Consider the following 18124-nt stretch of genomic DNA (forward strand, 5'->3'; position numbering starts at 1 on the left):
CAGCGACTCCCGGCGCTGACGTCCTGCAGCGGTCAGGCCGCCCCCATCCGCATACCTCACACACCACGGGATACCGGCACCGCTCAAGGTTCTTCAGGGACTTCGCCGAAGTTCACCCTGACGAGGCGAAGTCAGTAGCGCCGTGGTTTGCCCGGCTGTGCGTGGTGGTTGGCCCGTCCCAGCGGCAGGTGTTCGTTCTCACTGAAGGTGTCGCGTTCTCAGTGAAGGTGTCCGGGGCGGGGGTCTTCTCATTGAAGGTGTCTCGTTCTCATCGAAGTTGTCGCGGTGGTGCTGCAGGTGGGACGGCTGCCGAGTCGGCGCGGAATCCGGTGGCGAGGACATGCCCGAAGCTTCGCGGCGCGACCTGCCGATCAGGCGGCCGGTCACCGGATCGAGATGACCAAGAGTCCGGAAGGTGCCCTTCCGCGACGCTGAGCTGCGAGGATGGCGCGATGGTGAGGCTGAGAAGGCGCGTGTTCACAGTCGGCGCGGCGGTCGTGAGTGTCATGTCCCTGGCGTTGACCGCGTGTGCGCAGAGCGACTCCGGGGTCGGCAGCGGCGACCGCGAGGCGGCGTACAAGCGTGTCGTCAAGGACCCGCACCCGAGTCCTGACGCCGTCATCGAGGCGGCCGGCGCACCGGCCGGGGTGGCGCGGGCGGGCGACGGCTCCCTGCTGCTGTCGTACAACGCGCCCAACATGGAGGACGACGAGGGCCCGGCGGCCGCCGCCTGGCGGATCGTCTCGCCGGCCGGCCGCACGGTCGCGCAGCAGGCGTGGCACGCGAACGTGGAGGATCAGCCGGACCAGTACATCGGCGTGCGCGACGGCTTCGTCCGCTGGCACCGCAGCAGCCGGGGCGCGGAGAGCGCGTACGCGCTCGACGTACGCGGCAAGCGGCACAAGGTCACCGCGTCGGACCGCGCGCTGGGCACCCGCCCCGGCGACATCGTCCTCCACGAGGGGATGCCGGCTCGCTTCTACCGCCCCGCCAACCGCACCGTGGCGGCCCCGGCCGGCGCACCGGAATACGTAGACTTCGCGCTGGACGAGCGCGGCTCGGTCTGGTTCGTGGACCAGTCGCGGATGCCCAACCGCGTCGTGCAGCAACGCGACGGCCGCACCCTCACCTCCATGCCGATGCCCAAGCCGTACACCAGCGGCGGCGCCGTCACCGCGGCGGGCGGCACGACGGCGTTGGCCTTGCTCCGCGGCGGCACGGTCCGAGGCCTGATGGTGACCGCGGACGACGGCGCGCACTGGCGCAACCTCACCGGGGGCGGCATCCCCTGGCAGGACCTCAAGCGCGATTTGGTGTTCCTGGTACTGCGGGCGCTGCCGGACGGGCGGCTGCTCGTCGGCGAGAGGGAGGGCCGCTACTGGCTCGCCGACGACCGCTCGAACCGGGCCTTTCACCAGCTCAAGACCCCGGTGCCGTTTACCTCGTTCACCGTCCAGGGCAAGACGCTGTACGGCATCGCGGACGCGACGACGGCGACGTACGACCTGGTGAAGGGCGAGGGGCTGTACGCCTCGGACGACGGCGGGCGCACGTGGCGGCGGCAGGGGCAGCGCGGCTGACTTGTCGGGGGGCGTTGTTACGTTGGCCCGATGATGGTCGACATCCGTTCTCAGTAAAGGTTGACGGTTCTCGCTGACCTTTGTCGGCGCCACCGCGCGCCATCCCGTACCAGTTCACAAGAACACATCGCAGGTCACAGCCTTCACCGCTACCCTGCGGGCCAACCGAAACGCTCAGCCGGGCCAACCACAGCACTCAGGGGCCAACCACAGCACGCAGGGGCCAACTGAAGCGCTCAGTCACAGGTGTTCGTGGCAGCTACTGGCTATGCAGCCACTTACCTGACGAATCTTCGTCTGGAGCGCCGCAACGAGCATCTGGACAGAGTCAATCGTCAACTCAGCGAGCTCTACGGTCCGCTCTATGCACAGGCGGAGGCAGTGGATCGAGCCTGGCACAAGTTCGTTGCCGTCAGCGGGAACGTCTGGGCCCGGCCGTTCCCTGTCACGTCGGAGCAAGCAGCCGCCTGGCGCCTATGGATGTCCACGGTCTTCATGCCGCTCAACCGGCGCATGGTCGAGACCGTCATCTCCCATGCTGACCTCCTGAGGGAAACCACCATCCCGGAGCCTTTGAAGGAGTTGTGCGCGCACGTGGCCTGCTACGAGCCGCTCGTCGCTCGATGGCAGGAAGACGGGTTCGACTCTGTCGACTTCGAGGATCACGTGTCGATCGCAGGAAACTTCCCGCGCATTGGGTTGGACGCCTACCTGCGGAGCTCGTTCGAGTCGCTGAAGCTCGAACAAGAACGACTCTTGGCACAACTGCACCGGTCGCGTTGAATCGCGTTGTGATGCTCCGAACCTGTCGCATGCTTCCCCTGGCACGCGGGTCGCACCTGCGGGTTCGCACTCAATGACCTTCAGGGGTCGGCGAATCCGTCGGTCTTTGTGTGGGATCTCCTCGCCCACCCTCGCTGTCGCTCTTGCCCAGGCCGTGCCGACGCTGCCCACGGACCCGGGTTGGTGATCTGGCTTCGTTCACGTGAAGTAGCAGCGTTTGATCAGCGGTTTGGGCAGCAGTTGGCGATCTTGAGTGCTGCAGATGCTCACGAGAAATGACGTCGCCGTGGTGCGGTGCCACCGGAGTGCGGCACAAGGGCCGTCCCTTGGCCACCGGTCGTTAGACTCCCGGGGTTCGGGTGCTGTTGGTGGACTGGAAGGCCACGCTGTGGATGATGACTTTTGGGCTGGCTGGCCGCAACGATGGACCGGCACCGACTGCGACGTGCGGACGGCCGTGGGCGCGATCTCGCGGGAGGTCAAGGACGGGTTCAGGTATGACGAGGTCCCTTGGGAGCGGTTCCGGCACTTCTACGGCCCGGGTGAGGACATCCCCGGTCTGCTCGTCACGCTCGCGTCCGGGGACACCGAAGCTGCGGATGGGGCCTTGCAGCAGCTTTGGACGGATCTTCATCATCAGGGCGGCACGATCGCGGTGGGAGCACTGGCGGTGCCCTTTTTGCTCCGGATCGCGGTGGCCGGGCGCCCCGGGCTCCGTGCCCAGACCCTTCGCTTGATCGCTGAGATAGGCCGGTGTCAGCACATGGGGGACGGATCACGTGAAGGCCTGCTCCAGGTCGCCGAGGAGGAGTTGATGATCGAGGGCAGCACGATGTGCCCGGTGGACTGGACGATCCAGGCCGCCCGCCAAGCCGTCACCAACGACCTGCACCTGCTGCTCCCGCTTCTGTCCGACCCCGACCCCGACCCCGAGGTCCGCTCCGTGACCGCCTACGTCCTGGCGGCGGCGATCGGCGAGGTGTCACGCGTCTCCTTTGCTGTGCAATCCAGGCTGGCGAAGGAAGATGATGCGGCAGCTCGGGTGAGCCTGATCCTGGCGATCGCCCAACTCGCCCGCGAACACCACGATGGACACGCTCCCCAATGGGCCCAGGATTTGTGGTCGGATCCCGGACGACCGCCCGAGGTCCGCATCGGCGCCGGCCTGGCCTGGCTGTGTCTGGCCAGCGGCCCCGCCCCCGACGAGCTCCGCTCCCTCCTCACCGACCCCGGCGCCCGTCCATACGACGACCTGCTCCAGCCGGTGCCATGGCTCACCTGGGTCGACCACCATGGCGCCGGGCTGCGCAGCTGCATCGACGAAATGCTCACGACAACCATCCCCGAAACAGTGCTTGACGATCCTTGGGGTGGAGAACCGTCGAGCTGAACCATGCAGCGCTCAGCCGGCCTCGGCCGCGGCTCCGGTCCGCGCCCGGGTGCCGGCCAGGCGGTAGGAGTCGGTGCCGGTCTCGATGGTGGTGCCGTTGAAGGTCAGGCGGTCGACGATGGCCGCGCAGAGGCGGGCCTATGTTTCCCACGTCCTTGACGACTGCGGATACCCGCCCCGGATGATCCGCAGCACCCGTCTCGTCGATCTGGTGAACACCATGGACCCCAATCTCGTCGCCGTCGCATTCGGCATGGAGCGGCAGGCCACCCGCATCTACCGTGCTGATCACAGTGACCCAGGACGCCTGCCCGACCAGCAAGAACGGAGACGATGAGATGCGGCACCTCACCCCGGCATTCGCCCTCGGGGCACTGCACCGCGGGAAACAGGTCGAGCAGTTCCTCGGTGGAATTGAACGCGACGGTCGGCGGGGCCTTCGCTGGGTCGCCGTCAGTCCGGGCCGCGCGAGTATCACCGTCTATCTGAGCGAAGTCGAAGACGTCGGCAGCGGCACCTGCCGCGACGTCACCGAGTTCCCACCTCTCGACCCGGAAGACGATGGCCGGGGAAAGGAGATCGGCACCGTGGCGAGCCCGGAGGAAGCCCTCCGCCTGGCCGAGCGTGAGCTCGGCGCGGACCCCGCTCACTGGGTCAACCAGGGCATCGTCTGCGACGAATACCACGACTTCCAGGCCGCAGACGGGATCGGACGCCCTGCGAACCCGTGATGTTTCGGCGCCGCCTGGCACGTGTTCGACGGAACATGTGCGCTTTACCGAACGACTCGTGTCAGGCGATGGCGATGCTGTTGTTGTCCTTGCGTTCGGTCAGCGCCGGGAGGAGCAGTTCGGCGCCGTGGTGGTCGGGTTTCGTGGTGCCGAGCTCGTTGTTGCAGAGAGGGTGGACACGGCTGTAGGGGGCGGTCGTCTTGTTCGTCTGCTTCTTGTCGGCTGCCTTGTCCAGCTCGGTTATCTCGCCCTTTGGAGCTGGTTCCAGGGGTTGTTTCGTGAGTTGTTGCGGCAGACCTTTTTCACTGGTGAGCTGGCAGGCTTTCGGCCTGAGTCCGGCCCGCTGACTCCTTGATCGGCTGGTCATCGACTGTTTTGGCCGGCTGTGGGGCCGCCAGCCCAGAACTTTCGTTCCCAGACGTGTTGTTACTGGTCATCAGTGCGTCGTCGGTGATCGGGAGTTACACCGTTCTTCGTTCTTCTTGCCGTCCCGTCACTGAAGGTGAGGCAGGGGCTGTGGGCTGGACGGTGCCTGTGAAGTGCGTGGTGGGACCGCGCCAATCCGTTGCGCGCTGCGGACAGGGCCGTGGGTGCTGCCTGGCGGGAGGCTCCTGCCGCGGCCAGGCATACGAACGCTTGACATGCCATCGAAGGATTGCTCGCTAGTTGTTCATATGTGCCTGTTACATACCGAAAGGGTATTTGGTGTGAGGTGGGTGGGTGGTGCGGTGGGGCGGGTGGGGGTTGGAAACCGCTTCCCTCGCGGGGATCAGGGGGTGGATGCCCTCGCCCGTGAACTGTTCTTGCGGCCTGCGGAGTTGGTTGCCTGTTGCAGGCGACTGTCACAGAAATATCCGGATACTGTGACACGAACCGGCGCAAGTCGGATCGGGTCGGTCGGGTGGTCAGTCTCTGGGTTCTCGGCATCGGCCGGGATCCGCACACTGCCCGCTCCCGGCCCTCCATGCTGGTTTGGGGGCGGGCTCGTACTCCAAGGGGAGCACTCTTGATGTCTTCTCGTTCGATCCGTCGCATCGCCGCCGTGTCTGTCGCGTCCGGTGTCGCTCTTGGCGCGGCCGCGCTTCCGGCCTCCGCCCAGTCCAGTCCTCACCGGGGGGCCGTATACCGGTCGGGTGTGGTGATCAGTGGTGTGCAGTACGACTCGCCGGGCTTCGATGACCGCTCGAACTACTCCCTGAACCGGGAGTGGATCGATGTCACCAACACCTCTCGTCGCAGTGTGAATCTGGATGGCTGGAGGCTGTCGGACGAGGACGGCCACACCTACATCTTCGATCACTTCCGCCTGGGCGGACGTGCGACCGTGCGTGTGCACACCGGTGTCGGCCGCGACACCTACCGCGACGTCTACCAGGACCGCCGCACCTACGTGTGGGACAACCGCTCCGACACCGCCACCCTGCGCAGCGACGCCGGCCGGTTCATCGACGAGGTCTCCTGGGGCGGCCGTCACTACCGTGACCGTGACGGCTGGCTCTGGGGCAACTTCGGCGGCCACCACCGTAACCGTGACGGCTGGCGCTGGGGTGACCTCGGTGGCCGTCACCACCGTGACGCAGGGCACCACGGCGGCGCCGGGGGAGTGCACCCGGGTCAGAACACTCCGGGCGGCCACCAGGGTCACAACGGGCCGCGCGGCCACCAAGGCCAGGGCGGTCAGAACGGCCAGGGCGGTCATCAGAGTCAGAACGGCCAGGGCCATAACGGCCAGGGTCAGAACGGCCAGGGTGGCAGCCAGGGTCAGAACGGTCAGGGGCAGAACGGCCAGGGTCAGAGCGGCCAGGGTGGCAGCCAAGGTCAGAACGGCCAGGGTCAGAACGGCCATAACGGCCAGGGTCAGAACGGCCAGGGTGGCAGCCAGGGTCAGAACGGTCAGGGCCAGGCCGGTCAGAGCGGTCAGGGTCAGAACGGTCAGGGCGGTCATCAGGGCCAGAGCGGTCAGGGTCAGGGTGGCGGCCAGGGTCAGTCTGGGCAGGGTGGCCGTCACTGACTCTGTGTCAGGGCTGACCGTGGAAGCAGGCGCCGGCCGAGTACGGCGTGGCGGCGCGCAGCGGCCTTTGCGGCCGTTGTGCGCCGCTGCGCTGTGCGTGGTCCGGGGTCTGAATGGGCGGGAACGGCGTTTTTTGGGTGGTCCCGCGTTCTGCTCGGACGGCACCCGCCTCGGCGCTGTTCGATGGGCGGCCAGGGCTTTGGTACTCCTTCAGGGGCGGAAGGTGCGGCGGTAGGTGTCGGGTGGGACGCCGACGCTGCGGTGGAAGTGGCGGCGCAGGGTGGTGGCGGTGCCCATGCCGGTGGCTGCGGCGATGGTGTCCACGGTGGCGTTGGTGGTTTCCAGTAGTTCCTGGGCGTGGCGGATGCGCTGGGTGTGGAGCCATTGCAGTGGGGTGGTGCCGGTGAGGTGTTTGAAGTGGCGGCCGAGGTGGCGTGAGCTCATGCGGGCCTGGCGGGCCAGGTCTTCCACGGTCAGTGGCTGGTCCAGTCGCTGAAGCGCCCAGGGGAAGAGTTCGCTCAGGGGGTGGTTGCCCTCGGCGGGCAGGGGGGTGGTGATGAACTGGGCCTGGCCGCCGTCTCGGTGGGGTGGGACGACCAGGCGTCGGGCGATCTTGTTGGCGTTGGCCGAGCCGTGGTCGAGGCGGACCAGGTGCAGGCACAGGTCCATGGCGGCGGCTTTGCCTGCGGAGGTGAGGACGTCGCCGTTGTCGACGTAGAGGACGTCCGGATCGATGGTGGCCGCCGGGTGGCGCCGGGCCAGTTCCCGCGTGTGGGCCCAGTGTGTGGTGGCGCGCCTGGCGTCGAGCAGTCCTGCCGCGCCCAGGATGAAGGCGCCCGTGCACAGTGAGGCCACGCGGGCACCGGCCGCGTGGGCGGCACGCACCGCCTCGACCAGCTCGGCGGGCGGGTCGCGGTCGGTGTCGGCCCAGCCGGGGACGATCACTGTGTCTGCGTGCGCGAGGTGGTCGAGTCCGTGGTCGGGGTCCAGGCGGAAGTGGCCGAGGTGCACCGGCCCGCTCCCGCACAGGGAGAAGTCGTACCAGGGATCCACGATGTGGGTCAGGTCGGATCCGAAGACCTCGACGGCCACGGACAGTTCGTAGTGGAGCATGCCGTCGGTGGCGGCCAGTGCAACAGCAGGCATGTCCGAAACTGTACGCGGCGTGTCGTTTCCGACGCTCGTGCGGGGTGCTGCCCGAGGGACAGGATACGGATGCCAGGCCGCGGCGGATCAACCTCGCAGCGGGCGTTCGCGTACAGGGGAGAGTCTCATGGGGTCAGGTCAGCTGGTGACGGTGTTCGGCGCCTACGGTCACACCGGGCGGTTCGTGGTCGCAGAGCTGGCCGCGCGCGGGTTCGTTCCGGTGCTGTGCGGGCGCAACGCACAGATCTTGGAGGAGATGGCCCACGAACACGGGCTGGAGGCCAAAGTGGCGTCGGTCGACGACCCGGCTTCGCTGGATCGGGCCCTGGCGGGCACGGTGGCGGTCATCAACTGCGCCGGCCCCTTCGCGTCAACCACCGGCCCCGTCATCGAGGCCGCGCTCCGCGCGAAGATCCCCTATCTGGACGTGGCCGCCGAGCTCGAGGCCAACCTCGACACATTCGCCCATTACCGCGAGCGGGCCCGGGACGCGGGAGCGGTGATCGTCCCGGCCATGGCCTTCTTCGGCGGCCTCGGCGACCTGCTGGCCACCGCGGCGATGGGCGAGTGGACCGAAGCCGACGAGGCACACATCGCCTACGCGCTCAGCAACTGGCACCCCACGGCCGGCACCCGGCTGTCCGGCGCGGTCTCCCGCGAGCGACGCGGCGACCACCGCCTGCGCTACAGCGGCGGACAGTGGGAACGCCGCACCGACGCCGCACCCACCTTGGAGTGGACCTTCCCGCAACCGATGGGACCCCGGCCGGTGATCGGGGAGTTCACCATGGCGGACTGCGTCACCGTCCCCCAGCACCTCTCCATCCCCGATGTGACCACCTACATGAGCACCGAGGCGGCCCGGGACGTCGCTGCCCCTCACACGCCGGCCCCGGCCGCCGCCGACGAGAGCGGGCGCTCGGACCAGACCTTCCTCGTCGACGTCGTCGTCCGCTGTGGCGGGACCGAGCGCCGGGCCACGGCTTCAGGCCAGGACATCTACGCCGTCACCGCGCCCCTGGTCACCGAGGCCCTCGAGCGCGTCCTGACCGGCCGCACCAAGACCGTCGGCGTCGTCTGTGCCGGCGAGATCTTCGACGCCCCCGACTTCCTGCACGCGCTCGGCCCGCACATCACGTTCGAGTTGCATCCGCAGGAGCAGAACGCCTGACCCGAGTCATCCGCCCAGCCGTCGGCCGCGCGCCCCTCAGCGAGCCGTGGAGACGTGGGCGTCCACGTTCGATTCCCTCACCTGGGCGGGTGCTGCCCGAAGTCCTGAACAAACGCTGCACGAACTCGGGTTCTGGTCCAACTCCTGTGAAGCAGCCGCGCTCTGTAATGTCTCAGGACTGGATGGCCCTTCGTGACACGTTGACAGACCAGTTTGGGATCATGCCCGCATGGACTTCGACCTCGCCCCACCAAACGGCGTTGGCCCGTTGCGGATCGGTATGACTCGGCAATCGGCCAACGCGGCGTTGGACTCGTTCCGCGATCTCTCCGCGGTCTCGGAGTCCGACCGGCCAGGTCAGCACATCTTCCGTCCCAGTGGCCTGATGATCAGCATCCACTGCATGCGAGACATACTCGAAGCCATTGAGCTTGGGAGGCCGTCGACTCAGACAGACCGAGTCATCTTCCGAGGGTTGGACGTGTTCGCGATCCCGGCCCGCGAGCTGGTGCAACGCATGGGCGAGTACACCTCGATTGAGGCAGACCCCGACGATCCGGCGTCTTTCGTCGCCTCTGACCTGCTCCTGAGCTTCTGGCGCCAGTTCGCGGCCGACGACGAGCCAGAGGAAGAGCAGGGCTACTACTTCAGTTCGGTCCTGCTGGCACGGCCTGGCTACTACGACACCCCTGCTCAGGCCGCGGAGCGAATCCATCAGAGTTCGTGACTGTCCCGTCAGGATGCCAGCAGGACTCGTTTCCGCAGAAGGCCGAAGCCGGCCCGGCCGTACATCTGACGCTTAATCTTTTGATCCAGTTGATGTGGCTTTCTACGGCACCGGAGCTCCACGGCAGTGTGAGGCCGGCGGTGACGGCGGCGAGGTCTCGTTTGAGGCCGTTGGCGAAGGCGTGGAGGCTGGGCAGGTCGTCGACGCGAACCGCCTTGATCCACTGCGGGAGTTGGTCGTCCTGGAGCTGGGTGAGCATCTTCCCGAACGCGTGGACGTGCCCGGTGAGGGCTCCCAGTTCGGGTCGGGCGCTGCTGTCCGGGTCACGACCCCGGGCTCGGGGTATCCGCTGGTGCTGGAGAGGATTCGTTGCGGCTGAACGGCGCTGTGCCGCAACGGGTTTGTGATCGGTGAGGAGCTGCGCAGAGTGGTTCAGCCTTCCCGCGCGGCCTGGTGCGCAGTGCGAGCGGTGCCCGGGGCGGCCTGCGGTTGCGCAGCGTCCCGCAGGAACCCGTAGTCGTTGCGCACTGCGCACTGCGCAGTTCGGGCTCGCTGCGCAACGGGGGCTTCGGGAGTTGCGCAGCAGGCCCGCCCGCTCCGGACTCCGACTGCGCAGCGCCAACGAGGGCGTGTTGCGCACCGGGTACTGCGCACCCGTACCGGTCGTCGGTGAGTGGGTGGACGCATGGTGCGGCGCCCGCCCAAACGCGTACCGGGCATCTGAAGCAGGGCGGCACAACGCGTACCAGCAGCTGAGTGAACCGGTTGCGGCCTGGGGGCTATTGCTTCGTCCGGCAGGTCTGTGACCTGAGGGTTCTGCAGACCCGGTACGCGTTTCGGTGCGCGCTTTTTTCCGCCCCGTGTAGCACGCGTACCGGTCACCGGATCGCGGCGGGCGCGGCCCGTCGCTGCGCCGTCCTCGAAGTGGGGTGACGCGGACAGCGGAATGGGCCGAGGCAGCCGGTACGCGTGGGGAAACCAGACGCGTACTGGTGCGGGGGAGTGCGCGGTGACCGCGATGCTGCGCACTCGCGATGAGCCTCCGCCGACTTGAAGTCGCAGTTCAAAGGGCTGGTGTGACCGATTCTCCACATGCTCACGCTGGTCATGGACGGGAGTCCGCGAAGAAGATCATCTGTCAGCGGTTGATTTCGATGTTCGTCAGGACGAGCAGAGCGCGCAGGAGGCGGGTGGCGCGGGCGGGGTCGGTGCGGAGCTTGATGAGGATCCGCCAGTTCTTGAGATGGGCGAAGCCGTGCTTGACCGGTGCCGGTCCGATCGCAAGGGCGCGGTTGGCTTGCTTCTGGTCCGGGGTGAGCTTGTGAGTGCGGCCGGCCGGCCGGGGTAGACGGCTGACCGGCCCGCCCATCGGCGCGGCCAAAACTCAGGAGGGGACACGATCAGCGTGAGCGACGCCGAGCACCGGAAGCAGACCCCCGACGGAGCGGCCGAACTCCTGGTTCGCTGTCTGGAGAACGAGGGCGTCGAGGTGGTGTTCGGCGTACCCGGCGAGGAGAACATCCGTTTCACCAACGCCCTCGCCCGCTCGGAGAAGATCCGCTACGTGCTCACCCGGCACGAGCAGGCCGCGTCTTTCATGGCGGAGATGCACGGCCGGCTCACCGGCTCGGCGGGTGTGATGTCCGCGACGCTGGGGCCCGGCGCGATCAACCTGATGCTGGGCGTCGCCGACGCTATGACGAACAGCACGCCTGTCGTCGCGATCACCGCGCAGGTCGGCAAGGAGCGCAACTACAAGGAGTCCCACCAGTTCGTGGACCTGGTGAGCATGTTCGCCCCGGTCACGAAGTGGTCGGCGGAGGTCCCGGCCACCCAGGCCATCCCCGAGATGGTGCGGCGCGCGTTCAAGACCGCGGAGTCCGAGCGGCCCGGCGCCGTCTATCTCGCCGTGCCCGAGGACGTCGACGCGGCGACGGAAGGCTCGGACCTGCGCCCGCTGCGCAGGAACGTCGTGCAGCCCGAGGCACCGTCCCCGAAGCAGATCAAGCGAGCGGTGGAGCTGCTGCGGGAGGCCCGCCGGCCGGTGATCCTCGCCGGACACGGCGCGGCGCGCGGCGGCGCCGCGGAGTCGCTGACGGCGTTCGCCACCGCACTCGACGTGTCGACCGCGACCACCTTCCACGGCAAGGGCGTCCTGCCCGACGACCACCCGTGCGCGACCGGCACGTTCGGCTTCATGCGGCGCGACTACACCAACTTCGGGTTCGAGGAGGCCGACGTCGTCATCGCCGTCGGCTACGAGCTGCAGGAGTTCGACCCGTCCCGGATAAACCCGGACGGTAACAAGAAGATCGTCCACATCCACCGCGTCCCGGCGGAGGTGGATGACAGCTACTCGGTCGACGTCGGCATCATCGGCGACATCTCGGCCTCCCTCGACGCCCTCGCCACCGAACTCGACGGCCTGCGCTGGACCATCGACGACGAGGACACCTTGGCTACCCGCGCCCTGCTGGCCAAGGAACTCGAGCAGGGCGCCGCGGACGAGCGCTACCCGCTCGCCCCGCAGCGCGTCGTCGCCGACACCCGCGCCGCGCTCGGTCGCGACGACATCGTGCTGGTCGACACCGGCGCGCTGAAGATGTGGATGGCCCGGCTCTACCCGACGTACGCGCCGAACACCTGCCTCATCTCCAACGGCTTGTCGACCATGGGCTTCTCGCTGCCCGGCGCGCTCGCGGTTCAGCTCGCCAGGCCGCACACGAAGGTGCTGGCGGCGGTCGGCGACGGCTCGTTCCTCATGCACTCCCAGGAGATCGAGACGGCGGTCCGCGAGAACATTCCGCTGACCGTGCTGATCTGGGAGGACAACGGCTACGGGCTCATCAAGTGGAAGATGGACCTGGAGGTCGGGGAAAACTCCAACACCGACTTCGGTAACCCGGACATCGTCCAGTACGCCCGCAGCTTCGGCGCGAAGGGCTACCACATCGAGTCCGCTGGGGACCTGCTGCCGACGCTCCGTGAGGCACTGGCGGACCCGGGCGTGTCGATCATCAACTGCCCGGTGGACTACGCCGAGAACATGAACCTCATCAAGCACCTCGGGCACCTCGACTCGGCGCTCTGACCCGCCCGCGGCGCGGCCCGACCCCCGTACGGGCCGCGCGGCGGCCCTCCCGCAGGGGCGGTGCCCTCGGGTCTCCGGCATCGCGTGGCATTTCCGCGGCGCGGGGTAGATGGTCACCGTGAGGTTCGGTCAGTCGAGGAGAGGAACGATTGTGATGCGTGCTCGGAGCATAGGTGCGGCAGCCGCCACGGGGTTGGCGCTGGTGGCCGCCCGTGACCTCGTGCAGAAGAAGCACGCGCTGCTGAGGAACTTCCCCCTGGTGGGACACGCCAGGTATGTGCTGGAGACGATCGGCCCCGAGCTACGGCAGTACATCGTGACGTCCAACGACGAGGAGCGTCCCTTCAGCCGTGACCAGCGCAGCTGGATCTACGCGTCGGCGAAGGGGGAGAACAACTACTTCGGGTTCGGCACCGACAACGACATCGAGCACGTGCAGGGTCATGCATACGTGAAGCAGCGTACGTTCGCCGGTGCGCTGCCCGATCTGAGCGACCCACAAGCGGCGTTGCCCTCGGCCAAGGTGCTCGGCGGACCGCGCGGCCGCGCGAAGGCGTTCCGCCCGGCGAGCGTCATCAACATCTCGGCGATGAGCTTCGGCTCGCTGTCCGGCGCGGCCGTCACGGCGCTCAACAAGGGCGCGGCGCTGGCCGGGACGATGCAGAACACCGGCGAGGGCGGCCTGTCGCCCTACCACCTCAACGGCGGGGACCTTGTCCTCCAGATCGGTACGTCGTACTTCGGCTGCCGCAACGAGGACGGGACGTTCAACCTCGACAAGCTCAAGTCACTGGTCGCGGGCGCGCCCGTCAAGGCGATCGAGATCAAGCTCTCGCAGGGCGCGAAGCCGGGGCTCGGCGGCATGCTGCCGGGCGCGAAGGTGACCGACGAGATTGCCGCGATCCGCGGCATTCCTGCGGGCCAGGACTGCGCTTCGCCGTCGCGGCACACCGCGTTCCACGACGTGGACTCGATGCTCGACTTCGTGGAACTGTTGGCCACGGAGACCGGATTGCCGGTCGGGATCAAGAGCGCCATCGGGGAGATGGACTTCTGGGAGGAACTCGCCACGCTGATGGAGCGGGGTGAGCGAGGGGTCGACTTCGTGACCGTCGACGGTGGCGAGGGCGGCACTGGGGCGGCTCCCCTGATCTTCGCCGACTCGGTGTCCCTGCCGTTCCGCGTGGGCTTCTCCCGCGTCTACGGCGTGTTCGCCGAGCGGGGCCTGACCGACGACATCACCTTCATCGGCTCCGGCAAGCTCGGCCTGCCCGAGAACGCCGTCGTCGCGTTCGCCCTCGGCGTCGACATGATCAACGTGGGCCGTGAGGCGATGCTGTCCATCGGCTGCATCCAGGCCCAGAAGTGCCACACCGACAAGTGCCCCACCGGCATCGCCACCCAGAACCCGTGGCTGGCGCGCGGCATCGACGCGCCCTCGAAGGGCATCCGGGCCGCGATGTACCTGCGCACCCTGCGCAGGGAGTTGCTGAAGGTCTCGGGCGCCGTCGGTGTCCCCCACCCGTCGCTCATCACCCCCACCGACATAGACATCCTGAACGGCGACTACGACGCCCGCACCTTGGGGAGTGTGTACGGCTACAAGGATGGCTGGGGCTCGCTCGGGCCGGAGCTCGCCCATGAGATCGCCGAACTGCTCATCACCTGAGCCAGCTACTCGGCCACCTGTCTTCAACCGTCATGCCCTGCGCAGCACGCCCACCGAGTGGAGCGCACCGAGTGGACGGTGGTGCGCATCGCGGTGCGCACCGGATGGACTCGGTGCGCGCACCACCGCACCGGTGCGCACCGACCCGGTGCGGTGGTGCGGTCAGTGAGCCTCCGCCACCTTGAAGTCGCAGATCGAAGGGCTGGTGTGACCGGTTCTCAGCATGCTCACGGTGGTCGTAGGCAGGTGTCCTCAGAGGAGATCGTTCGTCAGGCAGCGTTCTCGTGAGAGGAGGCGCCGACAGCGGGGTAAAGCAGTTCGTTCTGCGGTACCTGTGCTACTACGGTGGCGCGATGGTGCACGTGCAGGAGATGGATGAGGCCGACATCGGGGCCGTTTCGATGATCCGAGTCCGAGGATGGCAGGCGGCGTACGCCGGCATTGTTCCCCAGACGTAGTTGGATGCCATGACGGCGGAAGGTGATGCCGGTCAACGGCGGCAGTGGTTTTCTCAACCCGGACGAAAGTCTCGAGACCTTGTGGCGCTCGGTGACCGTGGCCTGGTGGGGTGGATCTGCTTCGGTCCGTATCGAGGTGAGATGCCCGGTCTGGAACGGGTCGGTGAGGTCTACGCCCTGTATATCTCGCCGGATCTGATCGGCCAGGGCATCGGCCGGACTCTCCTGGGTGAGGCTCATGCTCAGATGAAGGACCAGGGCTTCGAGACGTCAGCTTTGTGGGTGTTGTGTGACAACCAACGAGCCCGGCGCTTCTACGAGCGGGCCGACTACCAGGCTGACGGTGGGGCTCAGGACGATGTCTACGACGGGATCACGCTCACTGAGCTCCGCTACCAGCGCGTGCTTTAGCGGGGGCCGATCTGTCGGTTCCCGCTCACCACGACCGGGTGGCCTTCTACCATCCGGTCCATGCTGGATCCCGAGCTGCTGGAACGGATCACCGCGCGGCGCGCGGAACTGGACGAACTCGAAGAACAACTGGACAAACAGCTGTCGGAAGTGCGGGCCGAACGGGACGAACTCGCGGTCGCCGAACGGGTCCTTGAACGGACGACTGGGCAGCTCGCCGAGGAACGTGCTTCAGCCCGGCAGGTGCCTGGGCAGGTGGGTGGCCGGGCGGTGATGCTGATCCCGCACCGCGAACCGGGCGTGGAGGAGGATTCGCTCCCGCCGGACTACCAGCGCATCATCACCGCCGTGCGGCAGGCCGCCGGACCGGTCATGGCCCGCGAGGTCGGCGAGGCAGTGGGGGTGGACGTCAGCGTGAAGTCCAAGCTGGAACCGCTGCGCGGCAAGCCGGTCAGACTCGTCGACCGCGGCTGGCTCCGCAAACTGCCCGACGGCCGGTTCACCACCCGCCTGTGACGAGCAGCATCGCCACTCGGAGCGGCTCAGCACGCGCGTAACCGGGTTGCCCCCGGGGTCCGTTGGAATTGTGTGACGAATACCAAAGAGCGCGCCGAGGACACCTGCCAGCTTGTCTACCAGTGCCGTCTGCCACTGTCCACGCGCACCGTCAACCACCTCGCCGACCTGCTGCGGCGTCATCTGAAGGCAATACGGTCACGCTGGCGGATCCTGCCGCCCGGGAAGATCGCGGTGATCGTCCTGGCCGTCCTGCGTCACGACCAGCGCTTGCCCGACATGGCCGGCGGCAACGACGTGTCCGAGTCCACGGTCCGCCGCTGGCGCGACGAGCTGATCGGACTGCTCGCCGCCCAGGCACCGCACTTGGACCGCGTTCTGAAGAAGGTCGTCAAGCAGGGCGGGGAGGTGGTCCTGATCGACGGCACCCTCATCCGCACCCAGCGCCGTACAGGCAGCGCCGACCGACGGAACTACTCCGGCAAGCACCGAACTCATGGCCTGCACTTCCTCGCCCTGACCGACGAGAACGGGCGCCTGATCTGGATATCCGCCGCGCGGCCTGGCCGCACCCACGACAACACCGCCGCCCGCCACGACCACATCCTGGCCCACCTGCGCGCCGCCGGCCTCGGGGCGCTGGCTGACCTCGGCTTCCGCGGCCTGGACAACGACATCTTCGACCCCGTGATCGTCACCGGCTACGCTGCCAGCCGCACCCACAAGCTCACCCCAGGCGAGAAGGAAGCCAACCGCGTCCTCGCCGTGGGACGCGCGCCGGCCGAGCACGGCTTCGCCCACCTCAAGAACTGGCGGATCCTCACCAAGCTCCGCACCGACCTCGCCCGCGCCACCCAGCTCCTGCGAGCCCTGCTCGTCTTGACGAACCTCGAAGTCAACCGCTGACGGATGATCTTCGCCGCGGACTCCCGCCCACGACCAGCATGAGCGCCCCGAGGACCAGTCACACCAGCCCTTTGACCTGCGACTTCAAGTTGGCGCACTCGCGATGCTGCGCACTCGCGATGCTGCGCACTCGCGATGCTGCGCACTCGCGATGCTGCGCACCCAGGGTGCGCAGTCGCGGTGCACTCTGTCTGCGCACTGCGGGATCCCCGCTGCGCAGCGTCCCCGTCCACCGTTGCGCAGCAGGCCTGTCCGGCCCGGACTCCGGCTGCGCAGTGCGAACTGGGGCGTGTTGCGCACCGGGTACTGCGCAGCCAGTACCGGTCGACGGTGAGCGGGCGGTACGCATGGTGCGGCGCTCGCCAAAACGCGTACCGGGCATCTGGAGCGGGGTGGCGAAAGGGCGTACCGGTAGGCGTGCGAACCGGGTGCGTCCTGGGGGCCATGGCTTCGTCCGGCAGGTCTGTGACCTGAGGGTTCTGCAGGCCAGTACGCGTTTCGGTACGCGCTTTTTCGCCCCTTGACCAACGTGTACCGGTCGCCGGATCGCAGCGGGCGCGGCCCGTGATGAGGCTCGTTGAAAATCCCCACCCTGTGCCCAGGGACGGGCCAGACCTGCTCACCCCGATTCCCTACCTGCAGGTGTCGGCCTGTGGCGGGCCGTCGGGCAGGAGTTGTCCCTGTCAGCCAGCCAAATTCCGCGTGACGGTCAGGCCTGACACACGGTAGAACCCGACGTGTGACCGTCTTCTACTGCGCCAAGTGCGGGAACGTGCTCACCGGGGACCTGGTGGCGCTCCCGGTCGTTCCGGACGTCGACGACCCAGATCGGGGCCGTGACAAGAAGACCGGTCGGGCTCGCTCCACCGTCCCCCGTGGGCGCTACGCCATCGACCCCGACCCGTGGGGCGCCCCGTTCGTCGCCGCTGAATCCCGCCATCGCGCCCGCAGCAGCGGGCGTGAGCTGCTGCGACCCGGCACTGGGGTTACGGAGTCAGCCGGTTGGCGTGACAGTTTCGTCGTCCACCCAGACGACGTTCTGCCCCACCTCGCCCCCTTCACACTCGGGGACAACTGGCTCGGGTGCTGCGGTCCCACCGGCGCGCACGGCCCCAACCTGGCCTGCTTCTGCGGCTCTCGCCTGGCCACCTGGGCCGCCGACTGCATGGGCCCCAATGAACTCCACCTCGACCGCGTCCGTGTCTACGCCTGGCATCAGGGCGGACCAGCAGACAGCCATTGACGAAGATGTGCCTCCACCGTCCCGGGCGGTCTGCTCACCACTCCACGGTTGAACAGTCAGTGAAGTGGGGACCGAAGATCGAGCCTGGGGAGTTTCACGAATCGCCATCACCCGTCGCCGCCTCGGCCTCGAAGCCGGGTGACGCGGGATGGGCCGCGGTGGCCGGTACGCGTGGGGAAACCAGACGCGTACCGGTGCGGGGGAGTGCGCAGTGACCGCGACTGCGCACCCACGATGCTGCGCACCCACGATGCTGCGCACCCACGGTGCGCAGTCGCGGTGCACTTTGAC

Annotated in this window: 18 protein-coding genes and 1 pseudogene; 15 read left to right on the forward strand and 4 right to left on the reverse strand. The window is 67.8% G+C overall.

Annotated features, from left to right (window positions below):
* Positions 1 to 506 precede the first annotated feature (506 nt).
* The 3 genes from ACFC96_RS43910 to ACFC96_RS43920 all read left to right on the forward strand — a co-directional run bounded on the left by ACFC96_RS43910 (position 507) and on the right by ACFC96_RS43920 (position 3753).
* Complete coding sequence (locus ACFC96_RS43910; protein WP_376618289.1) at positions 507 to 1580, forward strand: hypothetical protein; 1074 nt, start codon at positions 507 to 509, stop codon at positions 1578 to 1580.
* Between the two features lie 252 nt (positions 1581 to 1832).
* On the forward strand, positions 1833 to 2363 hold the full coding sequence (locus ACFC96_RS43915; protein ID WP_340458624.1) for a hypothetical protein: 531 nt from the start codon (positions 1833 to 1835) through the stop codon (positions 2361 to 2363).
* A gap of 457 nt (positions 2364 to 2820) precedes the next feature.
* Positions 2821 to 3753, forward strand: coding sequence for a hypothetical protein (locus ACFC96_RS43920; protein ID WP_376618202.1), 933 nt, complete (start codon positions 2821 to 2823; stop codon positions 3751 to 3753).
* A 12-nt stretch (positions 3754 to 3765) separates the two neighbouring features.
* Here ACFC96_RS43920 and ACFC96_RS43925 read toward each other — a convergent pair.
* Positions 3766 to 3888: pseudogene (locus ACFC96_RS43925) on the reverse strand (AAA family ATPase); the annotation flags it as partial.
* Positions 3889 to 3934: 46 nt separating this feature from the next.
* Here ACFC96_RS43925 and ACFC96_RS43930 point away from each other — a divergent pair.
* Both ACFC96_RS43930 and ACFC96_RS43935 read left to right on the forward strand, forming a co-directional pair.
* Positions 3935 to 4090 carry a hypothetical protein gene (locus tag ACFC96_RS43930; RefSeq protein WP_376618203.1) on the forward strand — a complete coding sequence of 52 codons (156 nt, stop codon included), beginning with the start codon at positions 3935 to 3937 and terminating at the stop codon, positions 4088 to 4090.
* Position 4091: 1 nt separating this feature from the next.
* Complete coding sequence (locus ACFC96_RS43935) at positions 4092 to 4484, forward strand: hypothetical protein (RefSeq protein WP_376618205.1); 393 nt, start codon at positions 4092 to 4094, stop codon at positions 4482 to 4484.
* 61 nt (positions 4485 to 4545) lie between these two features.
* Here the strand turns inward: ACFC96_RS43935 and ACFC96_RS43940 are convergent, their stop codons facing one another.
* Positions 4546 to 4851, reverse strand: a complete 306-nt coding sequence (locus tag ACFC96_RS43940; protein ID WP_376618206.1) for a hypothetical protein — start codon at positions 4849 to 4851, stop codon at positions 4546 to 4548.
* 642 nt (positions 4852 to 5493) lie between these two features.
* On the opposite strand from ACFC96_RS43940, the gene ACFC96_RS43945 reads away from it, so the two are divergent.
* Complete coding sequence (locus ACFC96_RS43945; RefSeq protein ID WP_376618208.1) at positions 5494 to 6495, forward strand: lamin tail domain-containing protein; 1002 nt, start codon at positions 5494 to 5496, stop codon at positions 6493 to 6495.
* Positions 6496 to 6705: 210 nt separating this feature from the next.
* Here the strand turns inward: ACFC96_RS43945 and ACFC96_RS43950 are convergent, their stop codons facing one another.
* Entirely contained in the window at positions 6706 to 7641 is a 936-nt protein-coding gene (locus ACFC96_RS43950) for a helix-turn-helix domain-containing protein (RefSeq protein WP_376618210.1), read from the reverse strand.
* Positions 7642 to 7768: 127 nt separating this feature from the next.
* Between ACFC96_RS43950 and ACFC96_RS43955 the strand changes: the two genes are divergently transcribed.
* The 3 genes from ACFC96_RS43955 (at position 7769) to ACFC96_RS43965 (ending at position 9918) form a co-directional block, all read left to right on the forward strand.
* Positions 7769 to 8812 carry a saccharopine dehydrogenase family protein gene (locus ACFC96_RS43955; RefSeq protein ID WP_376618212.1) on the forward strand — a complete coding sequence of 348 codons (1044 nt, stop codon included), beginning with the start codon at positions 7769 to 7771 and terminating at the stop codon, positions 8810 to 8812.
* A 229-nt stretch (positions 8813 to 9041) separates the two neighbouring features.
* The gene (locus ACFC96_RS43960) at positions 9042 to 9539 is read left to right on the forward strand and encodes a hypothetical protein (protein ID WP_376618213.1); all 498 of its coding nucleotides are present in this window, start codon (positions 9042 to 9044) and stop codon (positions 9537 to 9539) included.
* Positions 9540 to 9633: 94 nt separating this feature from the next.
* Positions 9634 to 9918, forward strand: a complete 285-nt coding sequence (locus ACFC96_RS43965) for a hypothetical protein (protein WP_376618215.1) — start codon at positions 9634 to 9636, stop codon at positions 9916 to 9918.
* 759 nt (positions 9919 to 10677) lie between these two features.
* Here the strand turns inward: ACFC96_RS43965 and ACFC96_RS43970 are convergent.
* Entirely contained in the window at positions 10678 to 10920 is a 243-nt protein-coding gene (locus ACFC96_RS43970) for a transposase family protein (RefSeq protein ID WP_376268999.1), read from the reverse strand.
* 24 nt (positions 10921 to 10944) lie between these two features.
* Between ACFC96_RS43970 and ACFC96_RS43975 the strand changes: the two genes are divergently transcribed.
* The 6 genes from ACFC96_RS43975 to ACFC96_RS44000 all read left to right on the forward strand — a co-directional run bounded on the left by ACFC96_RS43975 (position 10945) and on the right by ACFC96_RS44000 (position 17833).
* On the forward strand, positions 10945 to 12630 hold the full coding sequence (locus ACFC96_RS43975) for an acetolactate synthase large subunit (protein WP_376618217.1): 1686 nt from the start codon (positions 10945 to 10947) through the stop codon (positions 12628 to 12630).
* 154 nt (positions 12631 to 12784) lie between these two features.
* Positions 12785 to 14299 carry an FMN-binding glutamate synthase family protein gene (locus ACFC96_RS43980; RefSeq protein WP_376618218.1) on the forward strand — a complete coding sequence of 505 codons (1515 nt, stop codon included), beginning with the start codon at positions 12785 to 12787 and terminating at the stop codon, positions 14297 to 14299.
* A 467-nt stretch (positions 14300 to 14766) separates the two neighbouring features.
* Entirely contained in the window at positions 14767 to 15168 is a 402-nt protein-coding gene (locus ACFC96_RS43985) for a GNAT family N-acetyltransferase (RefSeq protein ID WP_376618220.1), read from the forward strand.
* Between the two features lie 60 nt (positions 15169 to 15228).
* Positions 15229 to 15684, forward strand: a complete 456-nt coding sequence (locus ACFC96_RS43990) for a hypothetical protein (protein ID WP_376618222.1) — start codon at positions 15229 to 15231, stop codon at positions 15682 to 15684.
* A gap of 72 nt (positions 15685 to 15756) precedes the next feature.
* Positions 15757 to 16590: a transposase family protein gene (locus tag ACFC96_RS43995; RefSeq protein ID WP_376618224.1), complete on the forward strand. Its 834-nt coding sequence runs from the start codon at positions 15757 to 15759 to the stop codon at positions 16588 to 16590.
* A 739-nt stretch (positions 16591 to 17329) separates the two neighbouring features.
* On the forward strand, positions 17330 to 17833 hold the full coding sequence (locus tag ACFC96_RS44000; RefSeq protein ID WP_376618225.1) for a hypothetical protein: 504 nt from the start codon (positions 17330 to 17332) through the stop codon (positions 17831 to 17833).
* Positions 17834 to 18124 lie beyond the last annotated feature (291 nt).

The sequence above is a fragment of the Streptomyces sp. NPDC055955 genome, from assembly GCF_042270245.1.
Taxonomy (GTDB): Bacteria; Actinomycetota; Actinomycetes; order Streptomycetales; family Streptomycetaceae; genus Streptomyces.

Excerpts from the sequence above, each read along its gene's own strand:
- ACFC96_RS43910 (WP_376618289.1), top strand. The coding sequence starts at position 507 with ATGTCCCTGGCGTTGACCGCGTGTGCGCAGAGCGACTCCGGGGTCGGC.
- ACFC96_RS43930 (WP_376618203.1), top strand. The coding sequence starts at position 3,935 with ATGATCCGCAGCACCCGTCTCGTCGATCTGGTGAACACCATGGACCCC.
- ACFC96_RS43935 (WP_376618205.1), top strand. The coding sequence starts at position 4,092 with ATGCGGCACCTCACCCCGGCATTCGCCCTCGGGGCACTGCACCGCGGG.
- ACFC96_RS43940 (WP_376618206.1), bottom strand. The coding sequence starts at position 4,851 with ATGACCAGCCGATCAAGGAGTCAGCGGGCCGGACTCAGGCCGAAAGCC.
- ACFC96_RS43945 (WP_376618208.1), top strand. The coding sequence starts at position 5,494 with ATGTCTTCTCGTTCGATCCGTCGCATCGCCGCCGTGTCTGTCGCGTCC.
- ACFC96_RS43950 (WP_376618210.1), bottom strand. The coding sequence starts at position 7,641 with ATGCCTGCTGTTGCACTGGCCGCCACCGACGGCATGCTCCACTACGAA.
- ACFC96_RS43955 (WP_376618212.1), top strand. The coding sequence starts at position 7,769 with ATGGGGTCAGGTCAGCTGGTGACGGTGTTCGGCGCCTACGGTCACACC.
- ACFC96_RS43960 (WP_376618213.1), top strand. The coding sequence starts at position 9,042 with ATGGACTTCGACCTCGCCCCACCAAACGGCGTTGGCCCGTTGCGGATC.
- ACFC96_RS43980 (WP_376618218.1), top strand. The coding sequence starts at position 12,785 with ATGCGTGCTCGGAGCATAGGTGCGGCAGCCGCCACGGGGTTGGCGCTG.
- ACFC96_RS43985 (WP_376618220.1), top strand. The coding sequence starts at position 14,767 with ATGACGGCGGAAGGTGATGCCGGTCAACGGCGGCAGTGGTTTTCTCAA.
- ACFC96_RS43990 (WP_376618222.1), top strand. The coding sequence starts at position 15,229 with ATGCTGGATCCCGAGCTGCTGGAACGGATCACCGCGCGGCGCGCGGAA.